This window comes from Anaerobacillus sp. ABA4_114 (assembly GCF_056159065.1).
This window is the reverse complement of sequence record NZ_JBSWUM010000002.1, coordinates 610849-623734: the sequence shown is the minus strand read 5'-3', so window position 1 is coordinate 623734 and position 12886 is coordinate 610849. Positions and strand designations below refer to the sequence as shown.

The following is a 12886-nucleotide window of genomic DNA, read 5'->3' as shown; positions in this document are numbered from 1 at the left end:
TTTGGACTTTTAGCTCAGTTGGTTAGAGCAGATGGCTTTACCGTCAGGTCGTAGGTTCAAATCCTACAAGGTCCACCAATCTTCTGAAAAAGCATCTTTTTACTCAGTCATTTTGGACCTTTAGCTCAGTTGGTCAGAGCAGACGGCTCATAACCGTCCGGTCGTAGGTTCGAGTCCTACAAGGTCCACCAATCTGTTAATAAGCGTTTCTTTCTTCCGCTTTCTGTTGATGAATTGTGACGATTCTATTCTGGGAGGGAAACGAACTATATAAGGAAAAAGCCTGGTTCTTAATGAACTAGGCTTTTTTGTATTCCCTACAGAACTATAATTTGTCCTGTTCAATCGACTTGTCACACTTTCGTTGTAAGTCTGGTTCGATGATAAACATTAGTTTCGCCTATAATCACACCATTTTTGTACATAGCTTTGGCAATCTCTAATCTAACTTTTTTGGATGCATTCCAATACTCTTTGTCCTTAACCATCCCTACTATAGTGTATTCATATCCATGGTGATTGGAATTCAACGAAGTCAATCCATATAGGTCAAATGCCTCAATAGGAACTTCGTTTGAATGAATCAAAAGATCGGAGTCATCATTATTTAGTTTCTCACAGACTGAATTTAAAATAACCATAATCTTTTCTGGATCTTCCCTGTGACTCACCACCACTTTTTCTACTATCCTCATTTTACTTTTATTATAGTTATGTATTTCTTTTACATCCCCATGCGCAATTGTAATGACGCGCTGTTCCCAGTCTCTAATTTGGATATACCTTATTCCTACATCATCTATTGTTCCAGTGTACTTCCCATTCAATTTCACAAAATCTCCTGCTTGAAATTGCTTCTCGTATATACGGAATCCACCAATTAATATATCCTTGACCACATTTTGTATTGCAAATCCTAAAACCAGTCCAATTACTCCTGCTCCGGCTAGAATCCCAGATACGTCAACAAATGGACTTATTGCATAAATGATCAGAATAACAATCAATGCATAATTTAATAAGGAGCGAATGATACTTTGTATCGTCTTCTCTTTCTCCTCGCTTATGATATTCACTCTTTTGAAGAATACATCTACCAATTTATTAATAAATGCAAATGCTGCAGAAAGAACAATTGCAAGGATACTTAGTTTGATTAAATATATATCTGTTAAACCATCAAGAAATTCCATATACAACCTCCCTTTCATTTTCAGTTCCCCTAATCTTGTAGAAAACCTTTATAACAGGTTTTTTGAAACTATATATGTATATATGTGTAGGAAAGATTAGGAAGGAGCTATTATCGTTGAAACCAAAATATGATATACAAGAAAACGAAAGCATCATATTAAACAAAAAAGCTTTTACAATGATTAAAGACGAAATATCGTATTTACTAGTAACAGAAGAATACGGTGTATATAAATTAAAGAGGACTTGTGGAACTGACAAAAGGTATTTTGGTCGAGGGGACCTCATGCATAAAGGTGAAGTTATTAATGGAGACTCCCTATGTCATTTTTGTAAGCACAGAGCTCGAAAAGAGCTAGGCGAGTGTAACAAACCCTTCTCTCCTTATGAGTCTAAACTATCACCATTAGAGTCGTTGAGAGCGGTATTGAAAAAACATGAAATAAAAAGAGACCCCTCCCTCACTCTATATCTCCACAATGAAAGGATAGCGGATTACGATAAAGAAGATGTCCCTTTTTACTCAAAGGTCTTTTTTTATTCCGTTATATACAGCGTTTCCTTTCTAGGCTTGATCTTTGTAAATCTCAAATCAATTATTAGAAAGGTTGTTTAGGATCACTTCGGCTATATTTTTTTGACTTTCCCTAGTGTCTGTAACTAAAGTATCCATCTTTTTCTTCATATTCTCTCTTTTAAAATCGTCGCCCCATAAATCAAGGATGTGGTGGCTCAGCTTTTCTTCAAAATCATCTGTTTGTTCCACCAACACTGCAGCTCTCTCTTGGGCAAAGAAATCCGCGTTTTTAAGCTGATGATTTTCTGCTGAAGTCGGCAGAGGTACAAATATAGAAGGGATTGATAAGTTTCCCAGTTCGAATATAGTCCCTGCTCCTGAACGAGCTACTACCAACTTTGCACGTTTATATAATGATGACATATCATCTTCGAAATCGATCAGTTTTAAATTCTGAGGTTTCTCTTCTTCTATCATCTTCTCGTAATATGACCTACCGCACACTAGGACACAAGGGATGTGTGAATTATTACGCGCGAATTTCACTGCAAATTCGTTTAAAGCAAGAGAACCTCCGCTCCCGCCTAGGAATAACAGCTCCTCTCCTGAGTAAGGAAGTTTTTCTGTATACCTTACTGGAATTCCGCTATAAACATCTTTCCTTTTCTCGATTACAGGAAAAGAATGAAAAACCTGTTGTGCGCCTTTTGAAAACAACTTGTTCACTTTTCCCATAACCGAGTTCTGCTCATGAATAGCATATGGAATACGATGTAGATTGGCAGCCGCTAAGACGGGCGCGGTTGCAAACCCTCCTGTTGCAAATATGTAATCTGGTGCGATCCCTTTTAATATAGAGCTTGCCTTTTTAACACCTGATATGTTCTTATGACCGAAGCCGAGAAACTTCTCAATAGCATTCTTGCCTTCAAACCCTTGTGAAGGTACATGATAAAAAGGGATTTTATATTTGCGTGCTAGATCTGCCTCTATGTGATTTTTATTTCCTATAAAAGAAAGGTCTGCATCATACTTTTCCTTAAGATACATACCTACGATTATTGCGGGGAACACATGCCCAGCCGTCCCTCCGCCAGTTAAAACGATGTTCATATCTAATTACCTCCCAGGTGTTATAAATGCCTGTTTTCAAAGTCCATTCGCCTTTTCATCTTATCTTCTATTTCAACATCGATTTTGTCGTAATCATGTTGAGAAATCCCTGCTACTGTAGATGATTTATATGGATTTGATATTCTCCACATCTCTCCGACTTCTTGAGAAGCATTCCTGAACTTTTTGTATTGGACTTCAACATCGCCTCTAAAACCCATAAATAGGTTCTTAAATGCGCTTGTGTCAAATTTAGCTCCAGGAAACTCTCCTTCTAAACTCAATATCCCTACTCTTTGCTCATTGTACTCAGTATGTAATGGATCGATTAAGATATTTGTTTTAACTTCACCGAATACGGAACCTGATGAATCAATAAATTCCCCGTTTTCCTCTTTATGTAGTTCGACACGTTTACTCTTCGCCTTAATTTCCTTTAGTGAGGAATTCATTTCGTCAGCATTTATTGTAAATAGTCCAATCGGCTTTGTTTGCTGCAGTTTCGTTAGATCAGGAAATGGCACGACATGATCTATCTTCACTTGAAAATGATGTGTAACTCCTGCCTTTTCCTTCCCTTTTCCTTTAGGGAGGATATCGCTTTTCAAAACCATATAACCTTTATAGGCAGATAAAGTTAACTCCCCTTTAAGAGACGGTTTTAGAACTTTTATATCTTCCATATGTAGGACAGCTTCATCAAAAGGGAAATCCTCATCTAATCTAAAGTAATTCATACTCTTAGGTTCGAGGACCATAGCCTTTTTTGAATCCATTTTTAAGAATGCACTACAGTATTTTTCTGTTTTGCTTAGTAGAGATTCCGACTCTTTTAATACTTTTATGAACGTCTCCTTATCTTTGAATTCCTGAAAATCTCCATAAGGGACCTTTATTCTTTGTTTATATTGGTTTATTTGCAATTTCTTCTTGTGGTCTTTTTCTATAATGAATTCACCTTCAATTGCGTAATGGCGCTCTGTAGATTTATCACCTTTCTTACCTGCAACCGAAGCCTCTAAATCATATGGGTTTACTACAAATGAAAATGTTTCGCCATCCAAATTAGTTATTTCGCTTAATGCGACTAAGGAATTTTCATTTTTAGTGCCGGCTATTATTTTTTCTCCATCAATACACTGGAGAATCAACTCGCCTTTTTTATCCTTACTTTTAAGCACCCTTTTAGAAATATCAAGGACATCCTTTAAGGCTTTTTTATAAACTCGCACGAAATCACCTCTTTTGTAAAAAACACTTTTCAATTATAACATATAGTATTTTTATAATTAATTAAATATCATAAAAACATATATTTAACAGAAAGGAGATTAATTTTGGACAAAATTTTTAAATTCACTTTCCCATTCACTGGAAAGGTAAAAACTCAGCTTATTATCTCGAATAACCGCTTAGTGAAACCAAAGCATGTTAAAAACTTTGAAAATCATGTGAGGAGAATACTTGCTCATTCTTTCCCTATTGAAATGCGCCCTATAAGAGGTCATTTGAAATTTGATATGTACCATTTCACTACATACAAAAGAGACAATGATGGTTTATTAGTTCCTACGACTAAAGGAGACCTCGATAACCTTTTTAAAGCACTTGCAGATTGCTTTGAGCCTCTTAAAAAGAAAGTCGCTGTTATTGAAAATGGCGAGCCTACTTTAAACGATAAAGGTAAGCCAAAATATCGCTTTGAGGAGATCTCTCCTGGGGTTATTAAAAATGATAAATACATAACAAATGGTACTCAAAGGTGGATACCAGTACACAGTAAGGATGAAGAAAAAATCGAGGTTTATATATCTGTAGTAGATGAAACATCATTGTTCGAACTTCCTCATTATGATGAAGAAAAAGTTAAAGAATTTCCTATATAAAAAGCGCCTTATATAGGCGCTTTGCATTATGAATTCTTCGTTTTACTATAAATAACCCAGCGTAGACCAATTATCATTTTCTTTTTTCTTAAGTATAATGCTCTCTTCTTCATTTGTAATTTTTAATCTTACCGGTTTTCTACCTTCAAAAGCATAACAATCCAAACTCTCTGTATTGAAACAAGAAAATTGTAGTGATATATGAGAGAATTGCTCGTATTTTTCTTTTATTGTTTTTACTAATTGATCCTCAATATTAGATAATTGCAACTCTACTCGCCTCCCTCGGCACTGTTTTTTTACTATTATAATTTATTTTATTGTAATTCAGTCATAAATTACAAAAAAATTTCATTCTTCTCTTTTATTAGTTTTCTATTTTTCATAGACTGTTAAAAACTAAAGGAGGCGGATGTAACTATGTATATAGAATATGACGAATTTGCACCAACGCACCCAGGTAACAAATTGTTCGCCTATTTGATTAAAGAGGAAACACATACGGAAAGTTATAAAGACCTTACAGAGGAACAAACATACTGCTTTCTTATTAGACCAGAGACTTACGAGTTACTTAAAATGCACGATAAGTTGGATTCATTAAATGATATTCAATGCCAAGTTATAAATAAAAACTATTGTAATTGGCGTACTGTATCAAATTCAATTCAGATAGTTGACCCTTTCTATTCTTCTTTCCCAGTATGTGATGAAGACATAAAGTATTTAGATGAGATCGTTCAATCCCTAATGACATATCAAAAGTGGATATTTACTCCTCGAAGAAAGTTATCAATTATTATTTCTACTTACGGACCAAGAATGCCCAAGAGGATACTTTCAAAAGTCATTGAGTATATCATTGATTGCGAAGATTCAAAGAAACATCGCGTGAGAATCATGCTTGATAACAAAATCAATCAACTGCTAAAGGAAGTGTCTTTTTGAGAAAAGTAAAATATACAAATATGTTTAATGATGTATTTTTCCCTGCTTACCTTGTTAAAGAAGATGAGAATAATTGGTACGTTATTGAACCGATCGCTGTTGAATGGCTAGATAAAGTAAACAAATTAGAACTAATAAATATGGCTGACTTAATCCCTGTTGAAAAGAATTATAGATCTCTAATTGACGCCTCCTTCCCCGCTTCTTACTTTGATGAATGGCTGTTAGATTGGGAAATAAGTGAAAGCAACATAGAGGAGTTTAGGAAGGTCGCTAATTTCTTCGAGCACTTTTACTATCATAGGAATAAACCTCTCCACCTACGCTTAGAGAATGCAATAAGTGCTACTAAGTATTTCGTTGATAAAGCTACTATGAAAAAATTAATACATTTCATTCTTCATAATCAACAAGAAACAGACCAAAGGATTAAGATCCTGCTATCAAACGTAGTTGATGAATTCCTAGATTAACAACTGTTCGACGAAATTATTTATCCAAAAGCTTTGTTTATAGCGAAACTTTGCTAGGATACCTTTCGAGGTGGATTATACATGTTAAACATTCATTTTAAAAATTCCCCATTTAAATTAATCGCTAGTCTATATTTACTTTTTATAGCAATGTTCACTTTTCTATACTTACTACCTTCAGCTCATAATGGGGAATTATCCTTAATTGACGCTTGGTTTCTTTCGACAAGTGGTATGTCTGTTACTGGTCTATCCACTGTCAATGTTAGCGAAAAATTAACGACTTTAGGTCAATCGTTATTAATGATCCAATTCCAAATTGGCGGAATCGGTATAATGGCTGTCCTAGGCAGCCTCTTAGTTATTTTTCGAAGAGGTGTTTCTCTATCGAATCAGACGCTCATGTCTTTTGACCAAAACCAGAGAAGTCTTAAATCTATCAATAAATTAATGATTTTTATCTTCCTTTTCGCAATCACTCTAGAATTAATCGGTATTCTAATCTTCACACCTATTTTATATTTTAGACATGGTGATCTTTCTGAAGCCTTATTTCAGTCTACATTTCACGCAATTGCTTCATTTACAAATTCAGGTTTTGACTTATTCGGAAATAGCCTTATTTCTTTTGCTAGCGATCCTGTATTTGTTCTAGCTACAGCCTCGTTAATTCTTTTTGGAATCATTGGCTTCCCTACAATCCTTGAATTGTTCTTTTCAAATAATGCTAAAAAGAGTTTATTCACCAAAGTAAACCTATCTGTACATGGAGCTTTACTTGCGTTGGGGTTTTCCGTATTTCTTCTGTTCGAATCCTCCAATAGCTTTAATAGCATGAGCCTTCTGGACAAGTTAACAAATGCGCTGTTTCTATCGGTTACTAGCCGTAACGGTGGATTGACTACTTTAGATGTTGGGACTCTTACTCAAAGCTCACTTTTCCTCTTGATGCTCTTAATGTTTATTGGTTCTTCTGCAAGTAGCTGCGGAGGAGGAATAAAGACAACAACATTTGGTGTTTTAGTCGCCAATGCCCTTTCTGTTGTGAAAGGAAGGGACGAAGTGGTGATCTTTAAAAAGTCCCTCCATCACCAAGACGTTCAGAAGGCGTTTTTAATCTTTTTTGTGTATTTCTGTTTGTTTTTCTTTTCAACTTTATCACTATCCTTTGTCGAAGATATGCCATTAAGAGACATCTCTTTTGAAGTTATGTCAGCACTAACTACGACTGGGTTATCTACTGGTATAACAAGCACATTATCTGTACTATCTAAATTTTGGCTTAGCGTTCTTATGATTATAGGTAGGATCGGAGTTATCGTTTTAATATACTCAATCGTTAAACCCAAGAAAACAAAAGCTAAATATATAAAGGAACATGTAATTGTAGGTTAAAGAAAGGGGCGGTTTTTTGACTCGTAAGTTTTTAGTAATAGGAATAGGACGGTTTGGAAGAAGTGTTTTAAAAGAGTTACATCAACTAGGCTATACCGTTGTAGGGTGCGATCTTGAACCAAAAACGCTAGAGGAGATTGATGACTTTTGTACCTATGTGGTAGAAGGTGACTCAACAGATGACCATCTGTTAGAGGAATTAAATGTTCTTGAATTCGATTCAATCATTGTGTCCATTGGGGATAATTTTGAAGCTTGTGCGCTAACAGTTACAAAGCTTTCAGAATTAGGTTGCAAAAACATCATCGCAAAAGCGAACAACCACACTAAAGGTGGTATCATTTCGCGATGTGGAGCGAACCAAATCATTTATCCCGAAGAAGAATCTGGTTTTAGGCTTGCAAGGCAACAAGCATATCCAGGGATGAGGGAATTCATCGAAATCAACCAACATTTTAGCGGAATCGAAATGGAAGTCCCAGATGAGTTTGTAGGAAAATCATTGTCCGAGCTGCAATTTAGAAGGAAATATGAAGCTACGGTCTTAGTGATTAGTAGGAAGACTGAACAAGACGCTATTATATCTCCAGGAGCGGATGAGGTACTTGAAAAGGGCGATTTCATTGTTGTTGTTGGAGACAAGAAGGATCTTAAAAAACTACAAAAGCCTTTATCAAAGAAGCCATTTTAGAGGGCTTCTTTTTTTATCAAATAATTTCTTCTATGAAGGGAGCGATATTATTGTCTATTTATAAAATCTCATTTTTGTTTTCCGACGCTCACATGTGTAGCTATTTAGTAGAATCTACAAAAACAGATTTACTTAACCAACTAAACAACCCGCTAATAAAACTAGAAAAGAAACACGTAAAAGAAAATTTAAAAGTCCATCCCCTAGCTTCTATAGTTGAGATCGATATAGAAACTTACACGACTAATTTTTATATCGAGGATAAACTATACACTTTTTGCTGAATTACAAAAAACGAGGTACATCTATAAACATGTACCTCGTTTTTGCAACACAATGGGCTGACATATCTATATTATGTCAGCCCATGTCATTTTCTAACTTAAAGGATTGGTTATTAGAAGAACCTATATTGTCTTTCCTCAATCTGGTCCAAACACCCAAAACCTTTAAGCACTTGTAAGTTCGTTTTTGTTACTCCCGTTCTTTGTTGCAAATCCGCAACTCCTCTGAACGCCCCGTTCTTCCTTTCGTTCGCTAGCTTAATTGCAGCAGTCTCCCCTATGCCTACAATTGAGGAAAAAGGCGGTATTAATTCATTCGTATCCATATCAATAATATAGTTCTTCTCATGAGATTCGTACATCCTCACGTTTCCGAACTTTATGCCTCTTTCTTTAGCTTCTAATGCTAAGTTAAGAGCAGCGCGGAGCTTGGCTTTCTTGTTTGCGCTATTGCCTTCTCCACTTGATTTTAGATTCGATATTTCCTGCTTTAATTCATCCAGTCTTGTTCTAACTTCGTCAGCCGGCTTAATGATTTCTAAAATATCCTCTTGTGAATACCTAGAACTGAAAAGTGCTGCATAATATTCCACAGGTTTATAGACCTTATACCAACCGATACGAGTAGCGTCTAGAACGTAAGCGGATGCGTGGGCTTTAGGGAACATGTACTTAATTTTTTTGCATGATTCAATATACCATTCAGGCACACCATGAGATAACATGGTTTCTTCCCAATCGTCTTTTAAACCTTTACCTTTTCGTACAAATTCCATAATAGTAAAGGCTAGAGAATCTTCAAGTCCCTTTTGTTGCAAGTTCACCATGATATCATCACGACAACCAATAACTTCTTTAAACTCACAATTACCTCTGGCAACATTCTCCTGAGCATTTCCTATCCATACATCGGTCCCATGTGAGAGACCTGAAATTTTAACAAGTTCTTGAAAGCTTTTGGGTTTAGTCTCCACTAACATGTCCTGAACAAACTTGGTCCCCATTTCAGGAATTCCCAATGTCCCTGTCTTAGACATGATTTGTTTAGCCGTTACCCCTAGAGACCCTTCTATGTCATAAAAAAGTTTTAATACTTTTTCATCAGCGCTTGGCACGGTTCTAGGATCGATCCCAGTGAAGTCATGCAAAAGTCTCAATACTGTAGGAGCCTCGTGACCAAGGATATCAAGTTTTAGGATGTTATCGTGGATTGCATGGAAATCGAAATGACTAGTTCGGAATTCTGCACTGACATCATTGGCAGGATACTGATACGGAGTGATGTCTAGCACATCTATGTAATCAGGTATTACTAGCATTCCTCCTGGGTGTTGCCCGGAGTTCTTCTTCGCGCCAGCAATTTTCCCTGCCCATCTTTGTACCTCAGCATTAGTCCATTTTAACTCGTTAAATTCTACGTAGTTCTTTACATATCCGAATGCGGTTTTGTCGGCTACAGTTCCTATCGTCCCCGCTCTTAACACTTTATCCATCCCGAACAATTCACCAGTGTACCGATGAGCTTCTGGTTGATAAACACCTGAAAAATTCAAATCAATATCTGGTACCTTGTCTCCATTAAAGCCGAGGAACGTTTCAAATGGTATGTCCTGCCCATCCATTTTTAACCCTTCCGTATGACACTTAGGGCATGTTGAAGGATCATGATTCGACATTTTTGTACGAGTATTGTCTCCGTATACATCTTCAAAAATAGAAATAAAGTAATTTATTGCCGAAGAGGAAAAGGTATTCTCATCCAATAGGTCGCTAAACGAAGTTGGGAGATCATAACCGGAACCCAGCTCTTCGTGATTAATAAATATACTCCATTTGCAACTTGGGCAAACATAGTGCGGTTTCAAAGGGTTTACTTCTGTTATTCCAGTCATTGTAGCGGCGAATGAAGAACCTACAGAACCACGAGAACCAACAAGATACCCGTCCTCAATCGATTTCTTAACAAGTTTCTGTGAAATCATGTAGATCACCGAATAGCCATTTCCTATGATTGAGTCGAGTTCTTTGTTCAATCGTTGTTCTACATTTTGTGGTATTGGAGAACCATATATGGACTTTGCTTTATCCGTTGCCATGTTACGAAACTCGTCATCTATGCCCTCAATTTTTGGCTGGTACAATTGGTCTGGTAAAGGAGAGATATCTTCAGTAAGATCCGCTAATCGATTAGAATTTGTTACAACAATTTCGTACGCTTCCTCATCTGATAACCAATCAAACGCTTCAATCATTTCTTGAGTCGTGCGGAAGTAGCAATCCCCTTGCAGACTATCTATTTTTCCTTTTCTCTTCTCATGAGCCCTTTGTTTCATGGGGACCTCATTGTAATAAAGTATGTTATGACCCAATCTATCTTCTGGATTAAAGTAATTAACATGACCAGTTGCTACAATCGGTTTATTTAGCTCCCTTGCTACGCTATAAACCGTTTTCCATGCTTCAGTTATGTTATCGATTGAATCTGTATTAGGGCTTTTCCCTTTAGCTAAATGACTCGCTATTTCTGAAGGTTGAATTTCTATATAATCATAGAATTTCGCCTCTTCCAGTACCATGTGCCTCGGTTTTTCCAAAGCATTTTGGAATAACTTCCCCGTATGTCCACCGCTTCCGATTAATAGACCTTTTCTATTCTGATTAACTAGTTGTTTGGTCATGACCGGAGACTTTGCTAAGTAATCCGTATGGGAGTATGAAACTAATTTATAAAGGTTCTTCAATCCTTCTTTATTTCTTGCTAACACGCTAAAATCACTTGGAAACAAGAATTTAAAGAAGTCTTCAGGCATTTCTGCATTAAGTTCTTTAAATGTATTAACCCCTATTTCCTCAAGTTGTTTTAACATACCTAACAAGATATAACCAGTTGCTTCCGCATCTTCATAGGCTCTGTGATGACTATCTAGTTTGACCTTATACTTTCCAGACAATCTTTTTAAATTATGTATTTTCATATCATTATTAATTAGCCTTGATAGATTGAGCGTATCTAACAAGCTATATTCTGGTACAGGTATGCCTACCCGTTCAAAAGCCATGTTAATGTGGTCTCTATCGAATATTGCATTGTGGGCGACAAGTACGGCATCTCCCATGAATTTTTGAAACTCAACCATAGTTTTCGATAGTGAAACGCCTTCCTCTTCCATCATCTCATTCGTTATCCCTGTTAACTCGATAATGTGAGGTGGTATCCTTTTAGGCGATTTAATTATGTAATTAAAGTTTTCGGTTAGTACGTGCTCTTTAATTAAGTCATTGTCTGTATCACAATTAGGACAATGTACTTCCCCTTCTATGTAGCCATCCATGCATACTTTGAACTTGTTACAAGTTTTACAAATAAAGTGAGGGGTAAATTTTGAAGCCCCTATTTCGATTAAATGATCGTGTATTACTGAGAAACCGGTAGTCTCAACGTCAAATACAACATAATCGGTATTATAGATATTTCGATCATCAGCATCGGATACAACATCTGCATTCTCGTCCACTAATCTACCTGTCAGCCCATAGATGACTTTCATTTCTTCTTTAAGAGCTGCAGCGTAAGCTTCTGGATAGGCTTGTACCGAACTTACATCAGTTATTGCAATCGTATTATGTCCGAGTTCTTTTGCTCTTTTTATGTATTCTCCTGCACTTATCGGTGCCTTTTCGCTCATTAAGGTATGTGTTTGAAGCTCTACTCTTTTTTTATCTGCTTTATCGATTCTTGGAGGGCTTTTATCCAATTCGACTTCCATCATATTTTTGATCGTTAGCTCTAAGTCGCCTTTGGTCCACACTTCATGCTTATCTGTACTTGCATGAACCTTAACGCTCATGCCTTCTGTCAATTTAATAATTTCTTCAGCGAATATCTTGTATGCTATAGACATCGTGCCATCAAAGATAATGCCTTTATGGATATACCCGCCCTTTTTCATTTGGAAGGGGTCAGCTACTTCCACTAACTCACCTTCCACAACTACATCTTCAAGGACCAAATCATCCTCAACTAGCTGATTTATTTTAGAGGGCTCTCCTTTGAAGTTCACCCCTACTATTACTTTCATTCCATACCTCCTCTTTTAACATCACTCCATACGTGCTAAACCCTTCAATATTATTCTGAGTGTCTTCTTTTATATCTGTGATCACCGCTAAGAAATACCCCTCACCTAAATCCGTTCCAACTGGAGTTGGTCCTTCATGTAACGGCGTGAAAATACTTATCGACTTTCCATGCTTCTTTACTAACGCACTTAGCTCGCTTGCCCTCTTTTGTCTCCTCTTTGCAGAGAAAATGGACAATATTTTATTTAATAAATTCATATAACTCCTACCCCTTACTAATATTGCGCTCTAAAAACAGTTGCCTT

At 36.5% G+C, this 12886-nt stretch carries 11 protein-coding genes and 2 tRNA genes; 7 read left to right on the top strand and 6 right to left on the bottom strand.

Features of this window, described 5'->3' with window-relative positions; genetic code table 11:
• Positions 1-3: 3 nt before the first annotated feature.
• Together ACXAEY_RS25015 and ACXAEY_RS25010 are read left to right on the top strand one after the other, a co-directional pair.
• A tRNA-Lys gene (locus ACXAEY_RS25015) sits at positions 4-78 on the top strand.
• Between the two features lie 36 nt (positions 79-114).
• A tRNA-Ile gene (locus tag ACXAEY_RS25010) sits at positions 115-191 on the top strand.
• Between the two features lie 162 nt (positions 192-353).
• Here ACXAEY_RS25010 and ACXAEY_RS25005 read toward each other — a convergent pair.
• The 3 genes from ACXAEY_RS25005 to ACXAEY_RS24995 form a co-directional block, all read right to left on the bottom strand.
• Entirely contained in the window at positions 354-1193 is an 840-nt protein-coding gene (locus ACXAEY_RS25005; RefSeq protein WP_474816239.1) for a mechanosensitive ion channel family protein, read from the bottom strand.
• Between the two features lie 593 nt (positions 1194-1786).
• Positions 1787-2824, bottom strand: a complete 1038-nt coding sequence (locus ACXAEY_RS25000) for a UDP-N-acetylglucosamine--N-acetylmuramyl-(pentapeptide) pyrophosphoryl-undecaprenol N-acetylglucosamine transferase (RefSeq protein WP_474816238.1) — start codon at positions 2822-2824, stop codon at positions 1787-1789.
• Positions 2825-2844: 20 nt separating this feature from the next.
• On the bottom strand, positions 2845-4056 hold the full coding sequence (locus tag ACXAEY_RS24995) for a hypothetical protein (protein WP_474816236.1): 1212 nt from the start codon (positions 4054-4056) through the stop codon (positions 2845-2847).
• 105 nt (positions 4057-4161) lie between these two features.
• Between ACXAEY_RS24995 and ACXAEY_RS24990 the strand changes: the two genes are divergently transcribed.
• On the top strand, positions 4162-4710 hold the full coding sequence (locus ACXAEY_RS24990; protein WP_474816234.1) for a RusA family crossover junction endodeoxyribonuclease: 549 nt from the start codon (positions 4162-4164) through the stop codon (positions 4708-4710).
• A 45-nt stretch (positions 4711-4755) separates the two neighbouring features.
• On the opposite strand, the gene ACXAEY_RS24985 is transcribed toward ACXAEY_RS24990, so the two are convergent.
• Entirely contained in the window at positions 4756-4980 is a 225-nt protein-coding gene (locus tag ACXAEY_RS24985) for an SH3 domain-containing protein (protein ID WP_474816232.1), read from the bottom strand.
• A gap of 150 nt (positions 4981-5130) precedes the next feature.
• On the opposite strand from ACXAEY_RS24985, the gene ACXAEY_RS24980 reads away from it, so the two are divergent.
• The 4 genes from ACXAEY_RS24980 (at position 5131) to ACXAEY_RS24965 (ending at position 8217) form a co-directional block, all read left to right on the top strand.
• A complete protein-coding gene (locus tag ACXAEY_RS24980) occupies positions 5131-5658 on the top strand; it encodes a hypothetical protein (protein ID WP_474816230.1) in 528 nt (175 codons plus the stop codon).
• The gene (locus tag ACXAEY_RS24975; RefSeq protein ID WP_474816228.1) at positions 5655-6131 is read left to right on the top strand and encodes a hypothetical protein; all 477 of its coding nucleotides are present in this window, start codon (positions 5655-5657) and stop codon (positions 6129-6131) included. Before ACXAEY_RS24980 ends, ACXAEY_RS24975 begins: the two co-directional genes overlap by 4 nt.
• Positions 6132-6212: 81 nt before the next feature.
• The gene (locus ACXAEY_RS24970; RefSeq protein ID WP_474816227.1) at positions 6213-7526 is read left to right on the top strand and encodes a TrkH family potassium uptake protein; all 1314 of its coding nucleotides are present in this window, start codon (positions 6213-6215) and stop codon (positions 7524-7526) included.
• A 16-nt stretch (positions 7527-7542) separates the two neighbouring features.
• Positions 7543-8217, top strand: a complete 675-nt coding sequence (locus ACXAEY_RS24965; RefSeq protein WP_474816225.1) for a potassium channel family protein — start codon at positions 7543-7545, stop codon at positions 8215-8217.
• A gap of 397 nt (positions 8218-8614) precedes the next feature.
• Here the strand turns inward: ACXAEY_RS24965 and ACXAEY_RS24960 are convergent, their stop codons facing one another.
• Together ACXAEY_RS24960 and ACXAEY_RS24955 are read right to left on the bottom strand one after the other, a co-directional pair.
• The gene (locus ACXAEY_RS24960) at positions 8615-12580 is read right to left on the bottom strand and encodes an exonuclease domain-containing protein (protein WP_474816223.1); all 3966 of its coding nucleotides are present in this window, start codon (positions 12578-12580) and stop codon (positions 8615-8617) included.
• Positions 12537-12839 carry a hypothetical protein gene (locus tag ACXAEY_RS24955; RefSeq protein ID WP_474816221.1) on the bottom strand — a complete coding sequence of 101 codons (303 nt, stop codon included), beginning with the start codon at positions 12837-12839 and terminating at the stop codon, positions 12537-12539. The genes ACXAEY_RS24960 and ACXAEY_RS24955 overlap by 44 nt, the downstream gene beginning before the upstream one ends.
• Positions 12840-12886 lie beyond the last annotated feature (47 nt).

Bases quoted from the DNA above. Each gene is read 5' to 3' on its own strand.
- ACXAEY_RS24960 (WP_474816223.1), bottom strand. From the start codon at position 12,580: ATGAAAGTAATAGTAGGGGTGAACTTCAAAGGAGAGCCCTCTAAAATA.
- ACXAEY_RS24970 (WP_474816227.1), top strand. From the start codon at position 6,213: ATGTTAAACATTCATTTTAAAAATTCCCCATTTAAATTAATCGCTAGT.
- ACXAEY_RS24980 (WP_474816230.1), top strand. From the start codon at position 5,131: ATGTATATAGAATATGACGAATTTGCACCAACGCACCCAGGTAACAAA.
- ACXAEY_RS24955 (WP_474816221.1), bottom strand. From the start codon at position 12,839: ATGAATTTATTAAATAAAATATTGTCCATTTTCTCTGCAAAGAGGAGA.
- ACXAEY_RS25000 (WP_474816238.1), bottom strand. From the start codon at position 2,824: ATGAACATCGTTTTAACTGGCGGAGGGACGGCTGGGCATGTGTTCCCC.
- ACXAEY_RS25005 (WP_474816239.1), bottom strand. From the start codon at position 1,193: ATGGAATTTCTTGATGGTTTAACAGATATATATTTAATCAAACTAAGT.